This is a genomic window from Kitasatospora sp. NPDC048540, from assembly GCF_040651175.1.
Lineage (GTDB): Bacteria > Actinomycetota > Actinomycetes > Streptomycetales > Streptomycetaceae > Kitasatospora.
The window spans coordinates 64,788-87,576 of sequence record NZ_JBEZIR010000012.1 but is presented as its reverse complement, the minus strand read 5'-3'; the positions used below and the strand labels follow the sequence as shown (position 1 = coordinate 87,576).

The 22,789-nt window shown below is 74.0% G+C and carries 19 protein-coding genes; 12 read left to right on the top strand and 7 right to left on the bottom strand.

Going from position 1 to position 22,789, the window contains the following annotated elements:
* The first annotated feature begins 3 nt into the window (after positions 1–3).
* From AB0D08_RS07815 to AB0D08_RS07790, 6 genes are all read left to right on the top strand, one after another.
* Positions 4–1,122, top strand: coding sequence for a hypothetical protein (locus AB0D08_RS07815; RefSeq protein ID WP_033818513.1), 1,119 nt, complete (start codon positions 4–6; stop codon positions 1,120–1,122).
* A gap of 300 nt (positions 1,123–1,422) precedes the next feature.
* Positions 1,423–2,859 (top strand): pyridoxal-dependent decarboxylase, encoded by a 1,437-nt coding sequence (locus AB0D08_RS07810; protein ID WP_359886905.1) that lies wholly within the window; start codon positions 1,423–1,425, stop codon positions 2,857–2,859.
* A gap of 94 nt (positions 2,860–2,953) precedes the next feature.
* Positions 2,954–4,339, top strand: coding sequence for a GNAT family N-acetyltransferase (locus tag AB0D08_RS07805; RefSeq protein ID WP_359886903.1), 1,386 nt, complete (start codon positions 2,954–2,956; stop codon positions 4,337–4,339).
* A gap of 302 nt (positions 4,340–4,641) precedes the next feature.
* Positions 4,642–5,904, top strand: a complete 1,263-nt coding sequence (locus AB0D08_RS07800) for a MurT ligase domain-containing protein (RefSeq protein WP_051814153.1) — start codon at positions 4,642–4,644, stop codon at positions 5,902–5,904.
* Positions 5,905–5,984: 80 nt separating this feature from the next.
* Positions 5,985–6,713: a glutamine amidotransferase gene (locus AB0D08_RS07795; RefSeq protein ID WP_033825146.1), complete on the top strand. Its 729-nt coding sequence runs from the start codon at positions 5,985–5,987 to the stop codon at positions 6,711–6,713.
* Between the two features lie 375 nt (positions 6,714–7,088).
* The gene (locus AB0D08_RS07790) at positions 7,089–8,114 is read left to right on the top strand and encodes a 6-phosphofructokinase (RefSeq protein ID WP_033825147.1); all 1,026 of its coding nucleotides are present in this window, start codon (positions 7,089–7,091) and stop codon (positions 8,112–8,114) included.
* Between the two features lie 70 nt (positions 8,115–8,184).
* Here the strand turns inward: AB0D08_RS07790 and AB0D08_RS07785 are convergent, their stop codons facing one another.
* From AB0D08_RS07785 to AB0D08_RS07775, 3 genes are all read right to left on the bottom strand, one after another.
* A complete protein-coding gene (locus AB0D08_RS07785; RefSeq protein WP_359886900.1) occupies positions 8,185–9,717 on the bottom strand; it encodes a M28 family metallopeptidase in 1,533 nt (510 codons plus the stop codon).
* A 193-nt stretch (positions 9,718–9,910) separates the two neighbouring features.
* The gene (locus AB0D08_RS07780) at positions 9,911–10,858 is read right to left on the bottom strand and encodes a hypothetical protein (protein WP_359886898.1); all 948 of its coding nucleotides are present in this window, start codon (positions 10,856–10,858) and stop codon (positions 9,911–9,913) included.
* A 168-nt stretch (positions 10,859–11,026) separates the two neighbouring features.
* The gene (locus tag AB0D08_RS07775; RefSeq protein ID WP_051814155.1) at positions 11,027–12,400 is read right to left on the bottom strand and encodes a hypothetical protein; all 1,374 of its coding nucleotides are present in this window, start codon (positions 12,398–12,400) and stop codon (positions 11,027–11,029) included.
* Between the two features lie 501 nt (positions 12,401–12,901).
* On the opposite strand from AB0D08_RS07775, the gene AB0D08_RS07770 reads away from it, so the two are divergent.
* Complete coding sequence (locus tag AB0D08_RS07770; RefSeq protein ID WP_359886895.1) at positions 12,902–14,425, top strand: sigma-70 family RNA polymerase sigma factor; 1,524 nt, start codon at positions 12,902–12,904, stop codon at positions 14,423–14,425.
* A 21-nt stretch (positions 14,426–14,446) separates the two neighbouring features.
* Here the strand turns inward: AB0D08_RS07770 and AB0D08_RS07765 are convergent, their stop codons facing one another.
* On the bottom strand, positions 14,447–15,118 hold the full coding sequence (locus AB0D08_RS07765) for a DUF4232 domain-containing protein (protein ID WP_359886894.1): 672 nt from the start codon (positions 15,116–15,118) through the stop codon (positions 14,447–14,449).
* Positions 15,119–15,360: 242 nt separating this feature from the next.
* Here AB0D08_RS07765 and AB0D08_RS07760 point away from each other — a divergent pair, with 242 nt between their 5' ends.
* On the top strand, positions 15,361–15,780 hold the full coding sequence (locus AB0D08_RS07760) for a VOC family protein (protein ID WP_359886892.1): 420 nt from the start codon (positions 15,361–15,363) through the stop codon (positions 15,778–15,780).
* 273 nt (positions 15,781–16,053) lie between these two features.
* On the opposite strand, the gene AB0D08_RS07755 is transcribed toward AB0D08_RS07760, so the two are convergent.
* A complete protein-coding gene (locus tag AB0D08_RS07755) occupies positions 16,054–17,154 on the bottom strand; it encodes a glycoside hydrolase family 3 N-terminal domain-containing protein (RefSeq protein WP_359886889.1) in 1,101 nt (366 codons plus the stop codon).
* A 154-nt stretch (positions 17,155–17,308) separates the two neighbouring features.
* Between AB0D08_RS07755 and AB0D08_RS07750 the strand changes: the two genes are divergently transcribed.
* Positions 17,309–18,187 carry a DUF1906 domain-containing protein gene (locus AB0D08_RS07750; protein ID WP_359886887.1) on the top strand — a complete coding sequence of 293 codons (879 nt, stop codon included), beginning with the start codon at positions 17,309–17,311 and terminating at the stop codon, positions 18,185–18,187.
* 15 nt (positions 18,188–18,202) lie between these two features.
* Here the strand turns inward: AB0D08_RS07750 and mgrA are convergent, their stop codons facing one another.
* On the bottom strand, positions 18,203–19,243 hold the full coding sequence (mgrA, locus tag AB0D08_RS07745; RefSeq protein WP_033825151.1) for an L-glyceraldehyde 3-phosphate reductase: 1,041 nt from the start codon (positions 19,241–19,243) through the stop codon (positions 18,203–18,205).
* 165 nt (positions 19,244–19,408) lie between these two features.
* Between mgrA and AB0D08_RS07740 the strand changes: the two genes are divergently transcribed.
* The 3 genes from AB0D08_RS07740 (at position 19,409) to AB0D08_RS07730 (ending at position 21,947) form a co-directional block, all read left to right on the top strand.
* On the top strand, positions 19,409–19,993 hold the full coding sequence (locus tag AB0D08_RS07740) for a TetR/AcrR family transcriptional regulator (protein WP_033825152.1): 585 nt from the start codon (positions 19,409–19,411) through the stop codon (positions 19,991–19,993).
* On the top strand, positions 19,990–20,826 hold the full coding sequence (locus AB0D08_RS07735) for an oxidoreductase (RefSeq protein WP_033825153.1): 837 nt from the start codon (positions 19,990–19,992) through the stop codon (positions 20,824–20,826). The genes AB0D08_RS07740 and AB0D08_RS07735 overlap by 4 nt, the downstream gene beginning before the upstream one ends.
* A gap of 164 nt (positions 20,827–20,990) precedes the next feature.
* Positions 20,991–21,947, top strand: a complete 957-nt coding sequence (locus tag AB0D08_RS07730) for a cytochrome c oxidase assembly protein (RefSeq protein ID WP_359886928.1) — start codon at positions 20,991–20,993, stop codon at positions 21,945–21,947.
* Positions 21,948–22,196: 249 nt separating this feature from the next.
* Here the strand turns inward: AB0D08_RS07730 and AB0D08_RS07725 are convergent, their stop codons facing one another.
* On the bottom strand, positions 22,197–22,784 hold the full coding sequence (locus tag AB0D08_RS07725; protein WP_033825154.1) for a hypothetical protein: 588 nt from the start codon (positions 22,782–22,784) through the stop codon (positions 22,197–22,199).
* Between the last annotated feature and the right edge of the window lie 5 nt (positions 22,785–22,789).

Here is a 22,789-nt window from a genome sequence, read left to right as displayed (position 1 = left end):
GCCATGCACCCGCGAGTATTCGCGATCATCACCGCCGTCCTGCTCGGCGCGCTCGGGCTCGGCGCGGTGGCGCTCACCGACTGGAACCCCTCGGCCCTGCCGGTGGCCTCGGTCGCCGGCCCCGCCCAGGCGGGCGGCAACCCGGCCACCGGCGCGGGCGCGCCGCCCGCGTCCGCGGCCCCCACCGGCGACCCGGCGGTCTGGACCCGCAGCACGCTGCGCAACAAGCTGATGGCCGAGATGGAGGCCACCGACCCCGGCGTGGCCCTGGCCGACCTCGACAAGATCAGCAAGGACAAGCCGTACACCGTGCGGTTCTGCCACCCGATCGCGCACGAGCTCGGCCACGCGGCGGTGCTGCGCTACCAGCAGGACTTCCAGAAGGTCATCTCCTTCCCGCACGAGACCTGCGCGGCCGGCTACCTGCACGGCGCCGTCGAGGAGATGCTGGCCAACTCCAAGACCCCCGAGCAGGACATCCTCACCCTCTGCGCGCCCAAGAACACCGGCCCCTGCATCCACGGCATCGGCCACGGCATCATGTTCGTCACCAAGCAGGACATCCCGGCCGCCCGCGCGCTGTGCAACAAGTTCCCCACCGACACCCGCCGGATCACCTGCTCCGAGGGCGTCTTCATGCAGCTCTTCGCCCCCGACGAGGAGGACGAGAAGGCCAAGGCCAACCTCCCGGCCGACCAGCTCGCCAAGGAACCCCTCTACCCCTGCCCGGAACAGCCCGCCCTGTTCCAGTCGGCCTGCTTCTTCTACGCGCCGACCTTCTACCTCAGCTCGCACGACTACGCCAACCACCCCGAGGCCTTCGCGGACGCCCTCAAGTGGTGCCTGAACGCCAAGGCCAGCGGCGGCGCCAACGACTGCAGCCGCGGCGTCGGCTCCCGCACCATGAAGTACAACCTGGACCGCGAGGACTGGGCCGCCAACCAGTGCGCCACCGCCGCCGACGCCTGGCAGCGGCAGGCCTGCGCCCAGGGCCTGGTCAGCTACTACACCGTCAACTACACCGACGCCGGCGCGGCCGGCCGGCTCTGCGCGAAGATCACCAACAAGGAGATCGCCGGCTACTGCCGCACCGCCGGCGGGCTGCCCAACACCCTTGATTAGGGCTCGGCTCGCCGCCGGGCGCTCTCGATCCGACGCCGACACTCGGCGGGCACTGCGGCCCCTCCTCCGTCGGGGCCTTGGCCCTTCTCGCTTTCGGCGTCGGCGCGCCCTTTGGCTCGCTCGCGGGGTGTGGGCCGGCGATCGAGAGCGGGTGCGGGCGGGGCGGGCCGGGGTCGCAGGGGCGGGCGTCGGCCGGGGCGGGCCTGGGTCCGGATACGGGTCCGGGCGGGGCGTACGATCGTGGCCAGCCTGGTGCGCCGAGGAAGTCGCGCCGCCATTGCACCCTGATGGAGCACCACCGTGAGCGACGACTTCCGCACTGCCGCCCGTACGGCCGCCGAGCTGGTCTCCGACTACCTCGACGCCCTCCCGGACCGCCCGGTCTGGCAGCCGATGGACCCGGCGGACCGGCAGGCACTGCTGGAGCTGGAACTCCCCGAGCACGGTACCGGCCTCACCGACCTGCTCGGCGTGATCGGCAAGCAGGTGATGCCCGCGCCGATGGGCAACGGCAGCCCCCGCTTCTTCGGCTGGGTGAACTCCGCCCCGCAGCCCGCCGGGGTGCTCGCCACCCTCGCCGCCTCCGCCATGAACCCCAGCTCGGCCGGCGGCGACCACGCCGACGTCCACCTGGAGCGGGCCGTGGTCCGCTGGATCGCCGAACTGGTCGGCTTCCCGCACCCGCCCGGCGGCGGCATCCTCACCTCCGGCACCTCGATGGCCACCATCCTGTGCCTGGCCGCCGCCCGGCAGCGGGCCGCCCGCCGGATCGGCCACGACCTGCGCGAGGACGGCCTGGCCGGGCTGCCGCCGATGGTCGGCTACGTCACCGGCGAGACCCACTCCTGCGTCCGCAAGGCCGCCGAACTGCTCGGCCTCGGCAGCCGGCACCTGCGGACCGTCGCCACCGACCACGAGGGCCGGCTGGACACCGCCGCCCTGCGGGCCGCCGTCGCCGAGGACCGCGCGGCCGGCCGCCTGCCGTTCCTGGTGGTCGCCTCGGCCGGCACCGTCGGCACCGGGGCCGTCGACGCGTTCCACCCGATCGCCGACCTGTGCGCCGAGGAGGACCTCTGGCTGCACGTCGACGGCGCGTACGGGGCGTTCGGCGTGCTGGACCCGGCCATCGCACACCGCTACGCGGGCATGGACCGCGCCGACTCGCTCGCCCTCGACCCGCACAAGTGGCTCGGCGTACCGGTCGACTGCGGCTGCGCCCTGGTCCGCGACACCGAGGCGCTGCGCTCCACCTTCAGCCTGGTGCCGTCCTACCTGCGCGACGACGCGGCGGGCGAGCTCGGCTGGTTCTCCGAGTACGGCATGGAGCAGACCCGCCCGTTCCGCTCGCTGAAGGTGTGGGCCACCATCGCGCACCGCGGCCGGGCCGGCATCAGCGCCGACATCGCCCGCTGCACCGCGCTGGCCAGGCACCTCGGCGCCCTGGTCGAGGCCGACCCGGAGCTGGAGCTGCTGGCCCCGGTGGAGACGTCCATCGTGGCGTTCCGCCACCGGCCCGCCGGACTCACCGAGCAGGAGCTCGACACGCTGAACGCGCGCCTGCCCGCCGCCGTCCAGCAGCGCGGACGGGTCTTCGTCACGGGGGCCCTGCTGGCGGGGCGGGAGATGCTCCGGGCGTGCCTCCTCAACGCCGCCACCACCGAGGACGATCTGCGGCTGCTGCTCGCCGAAGTGCGGTCCGCCGGAGCCGAACTGACGGACCGTCCGGTGACCGGCTGACCACTCTCGGCCATCGGGCAGCCATTCGAGGACATTAACCAACAGGTCACGGGGGATTCGTGATCGTGAAACACCGGCGCGACACCATGACGACATGGACGTTTCCTCGCACACCCAGCGCTCCGCCCCCTCCCGCGCGCAGCGCCGCGGCGCCCGCCGGCACGGCTGGCGCAGAGACACCGTCGAGCTGGCGGCGGTGTTCGTCGCCGTCGCCGCGGCCGACCTGGTGGCCAACGTCGTGGTGCACGGCCACGACGGGCCGGTGCTGCTCGCCGTCTCGGCCGCCGCACTGCTCGCCACGGCGCTGTTCCACAGCTGGTGGGCGCACCGGCACCCGCACGGGCCGCCCGCGCCCGACACCCCGGCACCGCCCGGCGAGGCCGAGGCGACCGGCCCGCTGGACGCGTACCGGGCAAGCACCCTGTGGCGGATCCGCGCCACCGTCGAGGACTCCCCCGGCAGCCTGGCGCGGATCTGCACCGCCCTGGCCGGGCACGGGGTCAACATCGTCTCCATGCAGGCGCACCCGCTGCCCACCGGCACCGTCGACGAGTTCTTCGTCCGGGCCCCGCAGAGCCTCGGCCGGGCCGAACTCACCGCCGCCGTGGCCGCGGCCGGCGGGCACGACATCTGGACCGACCGGGCCGACGCCCACGACCTGGTGGACGGGCCGACCCACGTCCTCGCGCTCGCCACCCGCACCGCCCTGGACGCGGCGGAGCTGCCGGTCGCGCTGCGTCAGCTGTTCGGCCGGTGCACGATCCGGCAGTACCCGGCGCTCGGCGCGGCGACCCCCGCCGGGGTGGCCGGCCACGTGATGCGGCTGCCGGTGCCCGGCGGCGACCTGATCGAACTCACCCGGCCGCACCTGCCCTTCACCCCGACCGAGTTCGCCCGCGCCCAGGCCCTGGTCGAGCTGGACAGCCTGCTCGGCCCCCGGGTGCCCAAGGTCGAGGCCAGGCTCACCATGCCCGCCGGGGCCGACCTCACCGTCCGCCGGGCCGAACCGGCCGACAAGGCCGCGGCGCTCGAGATGCACCACCGCTGCTCCCCGGACACCCTGCGCAAGCGCTACCACGGGCCGGTCCGGGACGCCGACCGCTACCTCGACCACCTGCTCGACCCGCGCCACGGGCAGACCCTCGCGGTCGAGACCCAGGACGGCCGGATCGTCGCGCTCGCACACCTGCTCTGGGACGACGAGGGGGCGGAGGTCGCCCTGCTGGTCGAGGACGACTGGCAGCGACGGGGGCTCGGCGTCGACCTGCTCCGCCGGATGGCCGCCCTTGCACTGGAGGCGGGCGTCCCCACCGTGTACGCCGTCACCCACGCCTCCAACGGCGGCCTGATCGCCACCATGCGGCGCCTGTCCGCCCCCCTCGACTACCAGGTCGAGGACGGCACCCTGGTCATCACGGCCCACCTCGCCGAGGCCACCGAACAGCTCCCCACCCCCTGGCCCACCCGCCCCCGCCGCTGACCCTGCGGGAGCCCGTTGCGGAGGCGGTCACCTCCAACGCCGGCGGCCGCCCACCCTTCGCGCGGTTCCCCGCGCCCCGCGAGATGCCCCCGGCCCCGGCCCGGCACCTCCCAGGAGCGCGGGGAACCGCGCGAAGAACCACCCACCGGCCCCCGGAGGGGTCCGTCAAGGCACTCGCGGCAGGCCGCACCGGGTCCGGGGATCATCCCGGCCGTGTGGAGTGGGTAGGCTGGCCCCGTCCCCACCGCCCGACGGTCACTGCTCGACCCGGGTGGTGCCGCAGCAAGGAGGAACCACTGAGCATGCCAGGCACCGATTCGGAAGCCACGGGCGCGCGCGACGCCTCGCTGCCCGCCCGCGCCAAGATCGCCGTGACGGCCGGCCGGATGGCCGCTGCCCTCTCCCAGAAGGCGGGCCGCGGCAGTGGCTCGGTGATCGGCGGCAAGGTAGCCCTCAAGCTGGACCCCGACCTCCTCGCGACCCTCGCCGAGAACCTCGACGTGGTCCTGGTCAGCGCGACCAACGGCAAGACCACCACCACCCGGCTGATCGCCGAGGCGCTGCGCGCCGCCGGCCCGGTCGTCTCCAACGCGCTCGGCGCCAACATGCCAGCCGGCATCACGGCCGCGCTGGCGGGCGGCGGCGAGGCGAAGTTCGGTGTGATCGAGGTCGACGAGAAATACCTGCCGATGGTCGCCCGGGACACCCGTCCCAAGGCCATAGCGCTGCTGAACCTCTCCCGTGACCAGCTGGACCGCGCCGCCGAGACCCGGATGATGGCCGAGAAGTGGCGCGAGGGCCTCAAGGACACCGATGCGGTGATCATCGCGAACGCGGACGACCCGCTGGTGACCTGGGCCGCCTCCTCCTGCAAGAAGGTGGTCTGGGTGGCCGCCGGACAGGCGTGGAAGGAGGATGCCTGGTCCTGCCCGTCCTGCGGTGGTGTGATGCAGCGGCCCGGCGACGACTGGTTCTGCCAGGAGTGCGGTTTCCGCCGTCCCAACCCGCACTGGGCGCTGCAGGGCACCCACGTCATCGACCCGCACCGCGGTGCCTGGCCGATCACGCTCCAGCTGCCCGGCCGCGCCAACCTGGCCAACGCCACCAGCTCGGCCGCGGTGGCCGCCGTGTTCGGCGTCGCCCCGCAGGTCGCGCTGCAGCGGATGCAGTCGGTCGCCGCGGTGGCCGGCCGCTACGACGTGGTCTCCTACCTCGGCCGCGACGTCCGCCTGCTGCTGGCCAAGAACCCGGCCGGCTGGCTGGAGACGTTCTCGCTGATCGACGGCCCGCCGGCGCCGGTGATCCTCTCGGTCAACGCGCTGGACGCGGACGGCACCGACACGTCCTGGCTGTGGGACGTGGACTACGAGCGCCTGTCCGGCCACCCGATCTTCGTGATGGGCCAGCGCAAGCTGGACCTGGCCGTCCGGCTGGAGGTCGCGGGTCTGCAGTTCCAGGTCGTGGAGTCGCTGGAGGAGGCCGTCCGGGTCGCCCCGGCCGGCCGGATCGAGGCCATCGCGAACTACACCGCGTTCCAGCAGCTGCGGAAGGCGGTGGCGAGCTGATGTCCGTCCCCTCCTACCAGAACCCCGGTTTCGGTTCGGCCCCGCAGTACGGGTCCCAGCAGCAGGGAAGGCCTTCCAGGATGAGCGAGAGCAGCCTGCGGGTGGTCTGGGTCTACCCGGACCTCCTGAGCACCTACGGCGACCGCGGCAACGCCCTGGTCGTCGAGCGCCGGGCCCGCCAGCGCGGCCTCGGGGTCACCCGGATCGACGTGCGGTCCGACCAGTCGGTGCCCACCAGCGGTGACATCTACCTGATCGGCGGCGGCGAGGACCGGCCGCAGCGGCTGGCCGCCGAGCGGCTGCGCAACGACGGCGGCCTGCAGCGGGCGGCCGAGAACGGCGCGATCATCTTCTCGGTGTGCGCCGGGTACCAGATCCTCGGCCGGGAGTTCATCAACGACCTCGGTGAGCGCGAGGCGGGCCTCGGCCTGCTGGACGTGTGGACCACCCGCGGCGAGGGCGCCCGGTGCGTCGGCGACGTGCTGGCCACCGTCGACCCGCAGCTCGGCCTGCCGCAGCTGACCGGTTTCGAGAACCACCAGGGCGTCACCCACCTCGGCCAGGGCGTCAAGCCGTTCGCCTCGGTGCAGGTCGGCCGGGGCAACGGCACCGGAGACGGTACCGAGGGCGCCTGGCGGGACACCGTCTTCGGCACCTACCTGCACGGTCCGGTGCTGGCCCGCAACCCCGCCGTCGCGGACATGCTGATCAAGCTGGCGCTGGACGTGAACGCGCTCCCGCCGGCCGACACCACCTGGTACGACGCGCTGCGCGCGGAGCGGATCGCCGCCACCGGCCGTCCGGCCTAGGGCTCGCCGGGGCACGCCCCGCACCTCGCCGAGGTCCCGGCCCACGCCGGGACCTCGGCCACACCGACCGGGAGAAGACCAGCATCCGGTCCACCCGTGCCCTAGTGGCCGTCGGCATAACAGAATAGGTAGCGCTGGACGCACACCCTCCTCGGCGTCCAGCCGCAGTTTCGCGCGGAGGCGTCGACGATGCCGCTCCCGCGCCGGTGCCTGCTCGGCCGGAGGCAGGAACCGTATGCTGTGCTGAACGGTCGATTTCGGGACAAAATGTCCGAAATCGCCCGGCCGCGGTGGCGACACCGAGGTGGTCGTCCGGCCGTCCGGTTACTCCCCCAGCCTGACGGCTGGGGGTGCCCCCTGGGGAGTTGCAAAGCAATGCGTATTGGTGTCCTGACCAGCGGCGGTGACTGCCCCGGCCTGAACGCCGTGATCCGATCCGTGGTCCACCGGGGGGTGGTCGACCACGGCGACGAGATCATCGGTTTCCAGGACGGCTGGCGGGGTCTCCTCGAAGGCGCCCACCGTCCGCTGACCCTCGACTCGGTGAGCGGCATCCTCGCCCAGGGCGGGACGATACTGGGTTCCTCGCGGGTCCAGCCGAGCCACCTGCGCGACGGTGTGGAGCGCGCCAAGCGGTACTGCGCGGACCTCGGCATCGACGCGGTCATCCCGATCGGCGGCGAGGGCACCCTCAAGGCCGCGAAGCTGATGAGCGACGGCGGCCTGCCGGTGGTCGGTGTGCCGAAGACCATCGACAACGACATCGCCTGTACCGACGTGACCTTCGGCTTCGACACCGCCGTGTCGGTGGCCACCGACGCGCTGGACCGGCTGAAGACCACCGCCGAATCGCACCAGCGGGTCATGGTGGTCGAGGTGATGGGCCGTCACACCGGCTGGATCGCGCTCAACGCCGGCATGGCGGCCGGTGCCCACGCGATCGTGGTGCCGGAGCGGCCGTTCCACATCGACAAGCTCACCGAGGTGGTGCGCGAGCGCTTCGAGCGCGGCAAGAAGTTCGCCATCGTGGTCTGCGCGGAGGGCGCCAAGCCCGAGCCCGGCACCATGCACTGGGAGGAGGGCACCCGGGACATCTACGGGCACGAGCGGTTCACCGGGATCGCCACCCAGCTCTCCGGCGAGCTGGAGCACCGGCTCGGCAAGGAGGCCCGCCCGGTGATCCTCGGCCACACCCAGCGCGGCGGCACGCCCACCGCGTACGACCGGGTGCTGGCCACCCGGTTCGGCTGGCACGCGGTGGAGGCCGCCCACAAGGGTGCGTTCGGGCACATCACGGCGCTGCAGGGCACCGAGATCAGGCTGGTCCCGCTGGGCGAGGCCGTCGCCGAGCTGAAGACCGTCCCCGCCGAGCGCTACGTCGAGGCCGAGACCGTCATCTGACCCGCCGTCCGACCGGGCCCCCTGCCGCGCACCCGCGGCCGGGGGCCCGTCGTCGTTCCTCGGCCGCGGTCTACTCCGCGGCCTCCTGGTGGCCGTCGTGCAGGCCGCCGTCACCGCCCTGGCCGGTGGTGTCCTCGGGTGCCACCGGCACGGACAGCGGGGCGAGGTCCCAGGCGTACGCGCCGACCGAGTCGGCGATGGCCTCGATGTTCACCGCGAAGACCTTCCGGTCCAGGTTGGTGAGGGTGTCGCAGGCCTGGTGGTAGCAGGTGTCGTAGGCCACCCCGGCGACGCCGCCGTAGCGGGCCGCCTGGGCCTCGGTCTTGATGCCCTCGGCGCCGGTGAAGGTGCCGCCGGAGGGGATGCCGGCGTCGATGAACGGGCCGTAGTCGGAGCGGCCGGTGAAGTCGCTGCCCTCGTGGGCGAGGTGGTGGCGGTCCAGGTAGCCGGTGAGCCGCCGCTCCAGCTGGGCGGAGCTGGCCGGGCCGGGGCCGGAGCCGGCGTGGTCGGAGTCGTCGCCGTCGTAGACGAAGCGCACCGGGTTGGGCGAGGCGATCATGTCGAAGTTGAGGTACAGCTTGATCTTCGCGCGGTCCGCCTCGGACAGCGAGGCGACGTACTTCTCCGAGCCGACCAGGCCGAACTCCTCGGCGGACCACCAGACGAACCGCACCTTGTTGCCGACCTGGTGGCCCGCCAGCTGCTCGGCCACCTCCAGGATGCCCGCGGAGCCGGAGCCGTTGTCGTTGATGCCGGGCCCGGCGAGCACGGAGTCCAGGTGGGCGCCGACCACGACGGTGTTGCGTTCGTCGCCGCCGCGGGTCTCGGCGATCACGTTCCAGGTGTGGCGGGTCTCGTGGAAGGTCCGGATCTCCAGGGCGAGGGTCACCGGGCCCGCCGCGGCCCGCGCGGCCAGCGCCCGGCCGGCGTCCCTGGTGATCCCGCCGGTCGGGACGCGGGCGACGGCCGGGTCCCCGAGGGTGCCGTTGACCGGGCCGTCGGCGTTGTTGTACACCAGCGCGCCGACCGCGCCGGCGGCCGCCGCGGCGGCCTGCTTGACCGCGAAGGTGCATCCGCCGCGCTGGATCAGCGCGATCTTCCCGGTGAAGGCGCCGGGCGCGTAGTCGCCGTCCTCGCAGCCGCTGGTGGCGTCCTCGGGCACGGCCGCGAGCTGCGCGGTGAGCCCGCCGGCCGGGGTGCTCGCGGAGTACGTCATGGCCGAGACCGGGACCTCCTCGGCGGCGGGCGCGACCAGCGCGAGGTGCTCGGCCAGGGTCTGCGCGAAGACGTAGTCGAACTCGTGCCGCGAGACCTTCAGTCCGGCCCGGCGGGCCCGGTCGGCGACGTACTCGGCCGACTCCCGGTGGCCGGGGGAGCCGGCGACCCGGGTGCCGCCGTTGCGGTCGGCGATCCGCTGAAGGGCCTTCAGGGTGCGGTAGGCGTCGTCCGCGTCGCTGCTGCGGACCAGTTCCCGGGCCAGCCGCTCGCCGCGGTCGGCGCGGGTGGTGGCGGCAGACGCGGGCGCGGCGGCCAGCACCAAGGGGGCGGCCAGCGCGGCGGCGGCGAGCGCCGCTTGCGCGGCCCTGCGGTGTCGTCGGTTCAAGGCGTGTCCTTCCAGCGGTCCGTGACGGTGCGTGGGGTGACGCGAGGACGGGGAGGCGCTGGAGGGGAAACTACCGGCAAAGAGATGGCATGGACATCCCCATGACACGGCCATGGGGACGAATTCACGCCTGTGCCGTCCGGCGCCGCCCCGGGCACGATCCCGGGGCGGCGCCGAGGCGGACCGGCCGGGCTCAGCCCTGGTAGACCCGGGCCGCCGCGATCGGCCGCTCGCTCACGGGGTGCGCCACCGTGGAGTTGACGCCCCAGCGGTACCCGGCGAACAGCTTGGTCGTGGCGTCCGCGTAGAACACCAGATGCCCGTAGCCGACGCCGTTGTACTCCTTCCAGCCCGGCGTCTCATCCGGACGCTCCTCGATCCGGGTGTCGGGGAACGCCCGGTAGAGGGCCTCCGCACCCGCCGAGGCGGCCGGGTTGCCGTGCGGGTTGCTGGTGCAGTCGATGACCTCGAAGACGTACGGGACGACGCCGGCGCCGACCCGGGCGTCCGCCGACGAGGCCCAGGTGCCCTTGCGCTCCCTGATCATCACGATGTGCCCGGTGTACGGGGTGGTGGTGGCGTCCTCGTCGTAGTCGAAGGCCACGAAGTCGCCCGGACGCAGGTTGACCGGCTTGGTGACGGCGGTGAAGTGCGGGATCGCGGCGGCGTTGGCGAAGCCCGCCCGGAACTTCTCGGCGGTCGGGAAGAGCTTGCCGGGCTCGGTGCCGAAGTAGTCGCGGAAGTACTGCTTCGTCGCCCAGCGGGCCGGGTCCTGCTCCTCGGTCGCCGAACGCGGCCCGTAGGTGCGCTCCAGCACCAGCGAGACGAAGGACGAGCACTGCGCCAGCACCCGGAACTGCTCCGGGTGGCCGGGCTCGCCCCACACCGCGGTGGAGTTGTCGTCCGGGAACTGCCCGGCCAGCTTGTAGCGGTTGGCCTCGGTGCCCCAGGGCAGCGTGCGCAGGTACTCGACCAGGGTCTCGGCCTCGATCTGGTGCGGCGGCTTGACCTGGTACGGGCTGGGCGGCGGGACCTCGGCGGCGGCCGCGCGGGCGGCCGGTGCGGCGGCCAGCAGCGCGGCGCCGGCCGTACCGGCGGTACCGGCCATCAGGGCCCTGCGGGTGAGGCGGTGTTCGGACATGGCGGATCCCCCGTAGCAGAACTGTCGGACTGTCGTTCGAGCGATCATGATCCTAGAGAGTTGATCACCCGTCCGACCGGCGTTCCGACAGATCGGCCCGGCCCTCCGCTCCTGGGCCGTATCCGACCCGTGACGGGCCGCCACGCGGGGGCGGCGGCCTGCCGGGGATCAGTGCTTGCGGTGGGTACGGCGCCTGCGCACCAGCAGGACGGCGCCGCCGCCGGCGGCGATGAGAGCGGCCCCGATGACGCCGGCGCCGGTGGCACCGCCGCCGGTGGAGGCGAGCACTCCGTCGCCGGCGCGGGTACCCGGCGTCGTGCCGTCAGGGACGGGGTTGAAGGTGGAGCCGATGACGGTGTGGTCGTCCGACTGGTCGGAGGTGGGCGGGACCGCCGGCGTCGGGGAGTGCGAGGCCTTCGCCGTGGCGGTGGCCGGGCCCGTGGGGCTGGGGGCCGGGGTGGTGGGCCTACCGGTCGGCGGGGTGCCGGCGTCGTCTCCGAGCTGGATGCGGACATCCGCACCGGCGGCGGTGGTCTGGGTGACGCTGACCGACAGGTGCGCGGAGGTGTCGACGAGCGCGCCACCGCCGGTGCTGAACGAGCCCGTGCCGGTCTTGTCGTCGCGCTTGACGTTGCTGATCATGATCGCGCGGTCGTAGTGCCCGCCCGGGACCTGGTAGACGTCCACGCCCTGGGCGACGTCGCGGTCCGCGGTGGCCGCGTCGGGCGTGCGGTACTCGACGACGATCCGGTCGCCGCCGGTCCCCAGCGGGAGGTCGACGGCGCGTACGCCGGAGGTCCCGGGTGCGTGCAGCGGGGTGAGGTGGACGGAGGTGGTGGCCGAGGGCGTGGTGACCTGCTGGGCGGTGAGCCACTTCAGGGACAGCAACTCCGGTGCGGTCAGGCCCTTCTTCTCGCCGCCCGCGCCCATGGGGGTCCGGTAGCTGTAGCCGTCCGCGGTGCAGGCGGTGAAGGTGCCGGCCGGGCACAGGTGCCGTTCCTGGTGGGCGAAGCCGAGATTGTGGCCGGCCTCGTGGACGATGGCCGCCTTGTCGCCGACGGCGCCCTCGTGGAACCAGGTCTTGGGGCCCGGCATGGAGCCGAGGCCCCACCACTCGCTGCAGAACTTGGTGTTCATGACGACCGAGATGTGGTCGTACGTCACATCGGGGATCGCCTTGCGGGCGAGGTCCGCCATCTTTCCGGTGTCGCAGGCCGCGGAGTCGTCCATGTCGATGGTGAACGGCCCGAAGACGCCGTCGCCCTTGGCGGGAACGATGCTCAGCCGCCCGCCGGAGTTGTCGGCGTAGTACGACGCGAGCGAGTCCGTGGCACCGAAGAAGTTCCGTACCGCCTGGTCGTGGGCCTTCTGCGGGTCGGCCAGTGCCAGGTTGCGAAAGTTGACGAGCACCACGGCGCGATGATCGACGCTCTGCGGGGCCGGCTCGGCCGACGCCGGTGCGGCGAGCAGACCGAGGGACGCGGCGGCGGCGCCGGTGGCGGCGACGCAGCGCCGGCTCCTCTTCGGACGGTGGTTGGCCACGGTGCGTTCTCCTTCTGGGTGGTCGGTCGGTGCGGGTGCCCGGCAGGCGGCAGCGCGCCGCGGGGCCGGGCCGGACGGGTGTCGGCCGATCGTCATGGCGTGCTCCCTCCCGGTCCGTCGGTTCCTGCGATGGGAGACCGGGCCGGTGAGCGGGCGACCTGCGACTTTGCCGAATCTTTACCCGGCGGGGTCCCTGCGGCGCTCCGCACCGGCGGTGCGTGCGCGGATCAGCCCGGCACCACGCTCCCGCCGGCCCCCGCGCCCTCATCGACGGGCACCCGCCCACCCGGCACCCGCCCCGCGCCGCGTACCGGAACGGCCGGGTCCGCGGCAGAGCGCCCGTTGCCGGACAGGTCGGCGGACATGGCACACTTGCGCGCTATCCGGTCGGCGCAGCCCGTCCTCGCGCGGCGGACATGGCCGTCGGCCAGGACCGACCGGGCATCGGCGAGCAGACAGGAGTGGGCGTTGCGCGTACTGGCGACGGAGACCCGGACGGACTTGACCGATCTGACCGATGCGCAGCTGGCCGTCCTGCTGCGCGAGCCCGCGTCCCCGGCGGGGCCGACCGTCCGCGATGTGATGGGCGAGGTGTTCGCCCGTCACCACCCGGCCGTGCTCGCCTACGCCCGCACCTGCTGCCGGGACGCCGCCACCGCCCACGATCTCGCGGCCGAGGCCTTCGCCCGCACCTACCGTTCGGTCGTCTCCGGGGCCGGACCCCAGCACGCCTGGCGCGCCTACCTGCTGACCTGCGTCCGCCGCACCGCCGTGGACTGGGCACGCGAGGGCGCGCGCACCCAGCTGTCGGACGACTTCGAGTCCTGGGCCGACACCCTGCCCGCGGGCCACGACGCGGAAGGGGCCGTGCTCGCCGCCGAGGAGGTGTCGCTCGTCCTGCGCGCCTACCGGTCGCTGCCCGAACGCTGGCAGGCCGTGCTGTGGCACTCGGTCGTCGAGCACGAGGCCGCCGATGCGACCGCCCGGCGTCTCGGCATCACCGCGGGCGGCGTCGGTTCACTGGTCGCCCGCGCCCGCGAAGGCCTGCGCGAGGCCTATCTGCGGGCCCACCTCGACCAGACCGCCAGCGAGGAGTGCCGGCACTTCGGCGCGCTGATCGCCACCTCCGTCCGCAGGCCGGACAAGCGCGTCGCCCGCGACCTCGACCGCCACCTCCGGTCCTGCGCCGACTGCGCGCGGGCCAGCCGCGACCTGCGGGACCTCAACGGCCGCCTCGGCGCCATCCTGCCCGCGGGGATCCTGCTCTGGCACCCCGTGAGCCTCTGGCCGTCGGCGGCGGGGCACGGCGTCCACCTGGCTGCCGCCAAGTTCGGGGTCGCACGCCGGCTGGCCAGTGCGAAGGTCGCGTGGACGGCGGCGGCCGTCACCGGTGCGACCGTCGCCGCCGTCGCCATCGCGCCGAACCTGTCACACCCGTCCCACCCGGCTGCGGCGCCGACCGCCGCCCCGGTGCGGGAGCCCGCGGGCCAGGACCCGACCGTGTCGGCCACGCCGGCCGCCGCCTTCGCCCTGCCGCCCGCGGCGCGGTCCTCCTCCGCCCCCTCGGCGTCCGCTCCCCCGGGCTCGTCCGCCGCTTCCCCGTCGTCGCCCCCGGGTTCGCGGTCCATGGTCAACGCCATGACCGGCCTGTGCGCCCAGGCGGACCCCGGTGGCGCCATCACCCAGCACGACTGCGACCGGAGCGCCGACCAGACCTGGATCCTGCTTCCCGCCGGTGGCAACGCCCGCATCAAGAACCTCGGCACCGGCCGCTGCCTGGGCACCGGGGGCAGCACGACCGACGGCGCCCTCCTGGTCCAGGAGGACTGCGCGGCCTCGAACGCGGATCAGGTCTGGACGTTCTGCGACAACGGCATGGTCGTGAACGCCGCCGACGGCCTGCTCATCGGCCTGAAGCACTGGCCGAAGGCCGACCATCCGGGGTCCGGCGATCAGCTGACGCAGAGTCAGAACTACTACGACAGCCAGGCGTTCCGCTGGCAGCAACGCCCGTTGGGTACCTGAGTGGCGGGCCCCCGCGCCGGGTCATTCGCCCTGGCCGGCGCTTCCCATCGGGCCGATCTTCACCGGGGATCCGCTGCCGTCCGTGACCGGCAGCGAGCCGGCGCCCGGCCAGGGCAGGGTGACCGGGTGGGTCTCGTCCGGCGGGGTCACCACCAGACCGGTGATCCGGACGCCTGAGCCGCCCGAGGTGTTGGCCGGGTAACTGATGCCGAAGTACGTCGACTTGCCGGTCTTCACGACGCCCGTGACGACCGGCTCGCCGGAGCGCTTCGCGGACAGCGTGCCCGCGGAGGTCTTCAGGTCCACGCCCGCGTATCCGGAGAGCGTGCAGTCCTTGCCGCTGTGGTTCTTCAGCTCGACCACGACGGTGTTCTCCGCGTCGCCGGTGATGGTGCGATCGGCGGCGGTGATGGTCAGGTCCGAGGTCTTGCACTTGGTGCTCTGCCCGCCCCCGGCGGGGCCGGTCGGAGCGGCGGTGGGCGAGGTGCCGCCCTTCCCGGGAGCCCCGGAAGCCGGCCCGGTCGAGGCCTGCCCGCCCGAAGCCGGCCCGCCGCCGGGGGAGGCGCCGGTGGCCGTGGTCGGGGCAGCGGCCGGGGCGCCTTGCGCGGTGCCCGAACCGTCGTCCTGGCAGGCGCTGAGCGTGAGGGCCGCGCAGGCGGCCAGGACGGCGAAGGCGAACTTGCGGACGCGCACGGTGTGTTCCTCCGGGTGAGGTGGCGGTGCCTGGTGCTCGGTGCGAGCGGGATTCCGAAACCCAGGACCGCCCGCCCGGACGAACCGTTCCGCCCGGGCCACCCTCGGGACAAGGCTGTGACATGTACGGATGGAAACCACCCGCGCCGCCCGCGCATCGCCACCCGCTACGGAGCCGCGACGGCGGTGTCGGCCGGGGATGGCAGGATGACGGGCCGAGTGCCGGTTCCCAGGAGGACGAGATGCGACAGCGGCTCAATCTGATTCTGCTCGGTGTGCGCGATGTCGCCGCCTCGGTCGCGTTCTACCAGGCGCTGGGCTGGAAGAGGTCGACGGCGGGCTCGGACGGGCTCGCACTGTTCGAACTGGGCGGGGTCGCGGTCGCGTTCCAGTCCCGGGCGGCCTTCGCAGCCGACGCCGGTCTGCCCGACCGGGACCAGGGTGGCTTCGCCGGCTTCGCGCTGGCGTACGTGGCCCGCAGCGCCGAGGAGGTGTACCGGGTGATGGCCAGGGCCGCCGAGCTGGGCGCCACCGTGACCCGTCCGGCCGGCCCGAACGCCTGGGGCCACAGCGGGTACTTCACCGATGCCGACGGCCACCTGTTCGAGGTCCTCCACGAAGACGGCTGGATCTTCGACGACCACGACGACCTGGTGCTCTGATCGCCCGCCCCTGAGCTCCTCGGGAGGCCGCTGGCCAGGCCAGGCCTCCCACGGAAGTGGCAGGGCAGGCCTGTTGCCCGGCACCCGGCTCCGGCGCACCTCGTTCCCGCCCGCCGCGAGCGGGGCCGCTCGCTTGCCGCCGGGCCAGGCCCGGCCCACGTCAAGGCCGTTCGCCCCCGATGAGCGGCGGGACCCACTCGGGCGGAGGCCCGCCTCCCGTTCACCGTCCGTCGCGGTGCCGGCCGGGCCGGTCGTGCGAACGGTCCGGCCCGGTCAGTCCAGGTGTGCCTGGAGGTCGGCGATCCGGTGGGTGGCGAGGGCGAAGGCGGCGGGGTCGAGGCGGCCGGAGGTGAGGGCGTCGGCGAGGGCGGTCGTGGCGTCGCGGCCCTGGGCCGGGTCGCCGGACGAGCAGAGCAGCAGGTCCACGCCGGCCGTGGCGGCGGCCACCGCGCGGTGGCCGGTGTCGCCGAAGTCCCGTAGCGCGCCCGCTTCCAGGGCGTCGGAGAGGGTGACACCGCGGAAGCCGAGCCGGCCGCGCAGCTCCTGCCCGACCACGGCGGGCGACAGGCCCGCCGGCCGGTCCGCGTCCAGGGCCGGGTAGACGGCCCAGGACAGCATCACCAGGCGTACCCCGGCGGCGACGGCGGCCCGGTACGGCGCCTCGTCGACGGTCCGCAGGGTGGCCTCGTCGACCGGCAGGGTGACCGGTGCCAGGTCGGTGTTCTCGGCGGTGGCCGCGGTGCCCAGGCCCGGGAAGTGCTTGGCGGTGGCGGCGACGCCGGTGCGCTGCTGGGCGGTGAGGAAGGTGCCGCCGAGTTCGGCGACCGCCTGGGGGTCGCTGCTGAAGGAACGTTCCTTGCGGTCGATGAAGTTGCCGGGCGTCCGGTAGACGTCCAGGACCGGGGCGAGGTTGACGTTGAGCGCGAGGCCCGCGAGGTTCTCCCCGGCGCCGCTCCCGGCCGAGGCCGCCGCGGCCCGCGGGTCGGCGGAGGAGCCGACGGCCCGCGCGGACAGCTCCGGCGCGCCGGGCACCCGCCGTACCGGGCCGCCCTCCTGGTCGGTCATCAGCAGCAGCGGTGTCCGGACGCCGCTGGTGCGCCGCGCCTCGCGCAGCTGCCGGACCGCCGATCCGAACTGGCGGGCGTCCGCGTAGTTGTCCTTGAAGAAGATGACGCCCGCGGCCCGGCCGCCGCGGATCTCCGCCAGCAGGTCCTCGGGCGGAGCGAGGCCCTGGTACGAGTAGATCACCCGCTGTCCGGCGAGCTGTCGCGCCGTCAGCCCGGCGGGCGGGCTCGGTGCGGCTGCGGCGGCCACCGCGACCAGCAGCAGCGCCAGCGCGGTGACGGTCCATCGGGTGGGTACGGGTGCGCGCACGGGCCTCTCCTTCGTACCCCCCGTCGACCCGGCCACCCTACGGCGGGCCCGCGGTGGCGCCGGGTGCGACGCGCCCCGCCGTACGGGTGCGACATGCCCGGCCGTACGGCGCGCCCGCCGGGCGGGCGGGGACCGGTGGCGCAGGCTCGCGGGCATGCGCCCACCGTCCCGACGGACCGCCCTCGCCGCGGCCGCCCTGGCCCTGCTGCTGCCCGCGGCGAACGCGACCGCACGGGCCGACGAGCCCGGCCCGCCGGTGGAGGTGGTGGACGGGCTCGGCTTCGACGCCTGTACCGCGCCGCCGCTGGGGACGATGCAGGCGTGGTGGGACGACTCGCCGTACGAGGCGGTCGGGATCTACCTCAGTGGAAGTCAGCGGGCCTGCAAGCAGCCGGAGTTGACGGCCTCCTGGGTACGGGAGGTGCAGGCGATGGGGTGGCGGCTGATCCCCACCCACGTCGGCCTGCAGGCCCCCTGCAACGTCAGCGCCGGCAAGCCCGCGAAGTTCGACCCGGACCGCGCCCGGGAGCAGGGCCGGCAGGAGGCCGAGGAGGCGGAGGCCGCCCTCGCCGAGCTCGGCCTGGGCGAGGGCAGCCCGGTCTACCTGGACATCGAGGCGTACGCCCCGGGGGCGGACCCGGCCTGTGGCGACGCCGTGGCGGACGCGGCCGCCGGCTGGACCGAGGAGCTCCACCGGGCGGGCTACCTGTCCGGCGTCTACTCCAGTCTCGACTCCGGCGTCCGTGACCTGGCGGCCGCCGCCCGGGCCGGCCGCACCCCGGTGCCGGACGCGCTCTGGTACGCGCGCTGGGACGGCCGCCAGGACACCGGCGGCACCGGCAGCACCGGCGGCCTGTCCGACGACCTGTGGGCCGGTCACCGGCGGATCCACCAGTACGCGGGCGATGTGCGGGAGACCTGGGGCGGGGTGACCCTGAGCATCGACCGCAGCCGGGTCGACGGCCCGGTGGCGGTCGCCGCCGGGCCGTCGGGCGAGTGGAGCGGGCAGTCCGGGAGGAGCGGCGGCCGGTGACCCGGCCGGCGGCGCTCAGCCCTCGGTCGAGCGGGCCCAGAGGTTGAGGCCGGCGTCGGTGGCGTACCGGTCGATCTCGGCGATCTCGTCGTCGCCGAGCGCGGGCCCCTGGAGGGCGGCCACGTTGGCCTCCAGCTGGGCGACCGAGGAGGCGCCGATCAGGGCGGAGGTCATCCGGGGGTCGCGCAGCAGCCAGGTGAGGGCCAGCTGGGCCAGGGACTGGCCGCGGCGGGCGGCGATGTCGTTCAGTGCCCGCAGCTTGTGCAGGGTCTCCTCGGTGATCGCCCCGGGGTCGAGCGACTTGCCCTGGGCGGCCCGCGAGTCGGCGGGGATGCCGGAGAGGTAGCGGTCGGTCAGGATGCCCTGGGCGAGCGGCGCGAAGCCGATGCAGCCCGCGCCCTCGGCCTCCAGCACGTCGAGCAGCCCGTCGTCCTCGATCCACCGGTTGAGCATCGAGTACGACGGCTGGTGGATCAGCAGCGGAACCCCGAGGCCGCGCAGGATGTCCGCCGCCTCCTTGGTCTTCTCGGCGTTGTACGAGGAGATGCCGGCGTACAGCGCCTTGCCCTGGCGGACCGCGGACGCGAGCGCGCCCATGGTCTCCTCCAGCGGGGTCCGCGGGTCGAAGCGGTGCGAGTAGAAGATGTCGACGTACTCCAGGCCCATCCGGCGCAGCGACTGGTCGAGGCTGGCCGTCAGGTACTTGCGCGAGCCCCACTCGCCGTACGGGCCGGGCCACATGTCGTAGCCGGCCTTGGTGGAGATCACCAGTTCGTCGCGGTAGGGGTGCAGGTCGGCGGCCAGATGGCGGCCGAAGTTGGCCTCGGCGGAGCCGTACGGCGGGCCGTAGTTGTTGGCCAGGTCGAAGTGGGTGATGCCGAGGTCGAAGGCCCGGCGCAGGATCGCGCGCTGGGTCTCGAAGCTGCGGTCGTCGCCGAAGTTGTGCCACAGGCCGAGCGAGATCTCCGGCAGGTCCAGGCCGCTGCGGCCGCTGCGGCGGTAGCGCATGGAACCGTCGTAGCGCTCTTCGGCGGCCCGGTACGGGGCGGTGGTCATCAAGGCCTCCAGACGTGATTTGTTTCGAGCAAGAACAATATCGGACCGGACATTCCACCCCGACACGGGAGTCCACCACGGCCGCGCGGCCCGCTCCACCGGACTCGCCGGGCGGAGGCCGGCCGGGCCCTTGACGTTCTGACATTCTGTGCAAACATTGTCAGTATGTCGGAGGACGAGAAGGTCACCCTGATCCTGGACGCGGCCTACGCCTGCTTCGCCCGCCACGGCGTACGGCGCACCACGATGGAGGACATCGCCCGCGAGGCGGGGATGTCGCGCCCGTCGGTGTACCAGTACGTGCGCAACAAGGAGGACGCCTTCCGCCGGCTCGCCGGGCAACTGCTCGACCGGGCCCTCGCCGAGTCGCGCGCCGCCGCGGCCCGACCCGCCGACGACCCCGCCGACCGGCTCGCCGCCGCGCTGGCCGGCAAGCTCGGCCTGGTCCAGCGGATGTGGCAGGACAGCCCGGCACACGCCGCCGAGCTGCTCGGCGTCGACGCCAGGCTGTCCGCCGAGCTGATCACCGCGTACGAGGCGGCCATGCGCGAGCTGCTCGCCGACCTCGCCCCGGCCGGCCTCTCCCGGGCCGCGGCGCTCGAGCTGGCCGAGCTCCTGCTCGCCTTCACCCGCGGCCTGGAGGCCGACCTCACCGACCCCGACGCGCCGGCCCGCCGGCTGCGCCAGGGCGTGCGCCTGATGGTCACCGGCCTCGCCCACTCCCCCACCACCTCCCTGGAGCCGTCATGACCACCGCAGTCCTGATCACCGGTACCTCCTCCGGCATCGGCCGGGCCACCGCCGAGCGCCTGCTGAACCGCCGCGACCTCACCGTCTGGGCCACCGCCCGCAGCACCGACTCGATCGCCGACCTGGCCGCGGCCGGCGCCCGGGTGCTGCCGCTGGACGTCACCGACGAACAGTCGATGGCCGCCGCCGTCCGGGCCGTGGAGGCCGAGCACGGCGCGGTCGGCGCGCTGGTCAACAACGCCGGGTACGGCGAGTACGGCACCATCGAGGAGACCGACCTGGACGGGGTGCGCCGCCAGTTCGAGACCAACGTCTTCGGGCTGGCCCGGATGACCCAGCTGGTGCTGCCCGCCATGCGCGCGGCCGGCCACGGCCGGATCGTCAACGTCGGCTCGATGGGCGGCCGGATCGTCTTCCCGGCCGGCGGCTACTACCACGCAAGCAAGTACGCGGTGGAGGCGCTCACCGACGCCCTGCGGTTCGAGGCGGCGCCCTTCGGGATCAAGGTCAGCCTGATCGAGCCCGGCCTGATCCGCACCCGGTTCGGCGACACCGCCGCCCGTACCCTGGCCGGCTCGGCCCCCGCGGCCGGACCGTACACCGCCCTCAACACCACCGCCGACCAGCAGATGGCCGACGGCTACCGCAACGCCCTGCTCTCTGCACCGCCGGAGACCGTCGCCAAGGTGATCGAGCAGGCCGTCCGCTCGCCCCGCCCGCGCACCCGCTACCTGGTCACGCCCGCCGCGAAGGCGCTAGTGCACACCCGCCGGCTGTTCGGCGCCCGGGTCTTCGACGGGTTCCTGCGGATGCAGTACCGCAGCGCCGCCTGACCACCCGGCCGGGCGGCGGGTACGGGGGCGGGTACGGGCCGCGGTTAAGCCCCGCCTAGGGTGGGTCCGAAGCAAAACGGAGGAAACCGGACCCGCCGGGGCCGGCCCGCCCGACGCACCACGAGGGAAAGCAGGACGCGCCGATGGGCGACGGCATGGCAGGAATGCACCACCACGGGACGACGCTCGGCCCGTTCACCCTCTCCTCCAGCCTCAGCTGGTCACCCGACTGGCCGTTCCTGATCGGCGCCCTGCTCGCCCTCGGCCTGTACACGGCGGGCGCCGTCCGGCTGTGGCGCCGCGGCGACCGCTGGCCGGTCGGCCGCATGATCGCCTGGGTGGCGGGCATCGGCACCCTGGTCCTGGTCACCAACACCGGGCTGAACGACTACGGCATGGTGCTGTTCAGCGCGCACATGATCCAGCACATGGTGCTGAGCATGCTCTCCCCCATCCTGCTGCTGCTCGGCGCCCCGATCACGCTCGCCCTGCGCGCGCTGCGCCCGGCCCGCAAGGGCAGCGGGAAGGGCCCGCGCGAACTGCTGGTGGCGCTGCTGCACAGCCGGTACGTGCGGATCGTCTCGCATCCGGCCTTCACCATCCCGCTGTTCATCGCCAGCCTGTACGCGCTGTACTTCAGCCCGCTGTTCGACCTGCTGATGCAGTACCGGCTCGGGCACATCGGGATGATGGTGCACTTCCTGGCGGTCGGGATGCTGTTCTTCTGGCCGATCATGGGCGTCGACCCGGGGCCGCACCGGCCCGGTTTCGTGATGCGGATCATCGAGCTGTTCATGGGGATGCCGTTCCACGCCTTCTTCGGCGTCGCGGTGATGATGGCCACCCACCCGCTGGTCACCACCTTCACCGCCGCGACCGCCCCGCCCGGCACCGACCTGCTGAACGACCAGAAGATCGCCGGCGGCATCACCTGGGCGTTCGGCGAGATCCCGACCGCCATCGTGCTGATCGCGCTGACCCTCCAGTGGGCCAAGTCCGAGGAGCGCCAGGCCCGCCGCCGCGACCGCGCCGCCGACCGCGACGGCGACGCCGAGCTGAACGCCTACAACGCCTACCTGGCCTCGCTCGACCGGCGCGGCCGGCAGGCCGAGGCCGGCTGAGCCGGCCCCCGCCGCGCCACGGGCCCCGTTCCACCTCCGGGTGGGACGGGGCCCGTGGCGTGTCCGGCGGACCTCCAGCCGGTCCGTCGCCCAGGCCGGCCCCACCGCCGCCACCCGGGCCACCAGCGGCGCGCCCCAGCACGACTCCCGCAGGTGCTCGCGCAACGCCGACAGCGGGCCGGCACCGGCGCGGCCGCCCCGGGCGCGCGGCCGCCCGCCGGTGTCCTCATCCCGTCCGGGCCGGGGCGGTCACGAGTACACCAGGGGGCAGCCGCGCCGGATCGAGTGCTGGGCCGCGCGCAGGAAGAGCGCGACGTAGAAGGCCGCGTCCAGGTCGGCGCCCCACGGGCCCGGGCGGACGGCGGCGAGCTCCTGGGCCGTGCCGTCCAGGAACCAGTTCGTCAGATCGAGGTTGTCGCACATCTGCGGCACTTCCGCGGGCAGCCCGACGGCGGCGGCCAGCCGCTCCGCGAGCGCCAGCACCTGCGGGGCTCCGGCCACCAGGTGCAGCTCCGGGTCGTCGGCCTCCAGCGGCACCCAGCAGTCCTCCTCCAGGGGGACCGGCAGCAGCACCGACCAGCCGCAGAGCGTCTCGGTCTGCTCCGGCGTCAGCTGCGCCTCGCACAGCGCCAGGAACCCGGCCATCGGCGGGACCAGCTTCTCCTCGAAGGCCTGCCCCGAGCCCCGGACGAAGGCCGGCTCCTCCGGGACGTCCACGTACGGTGGCCGCCCGCGCCGCACCAGCTCGGCGTTGACGGCCGTGGCGGCCACCGCCCATCCTTCCTCGTCCTCGCCGAACCACTCCGACCCGCCGATGCTCACCAGGTAGATCCCCATGGCCC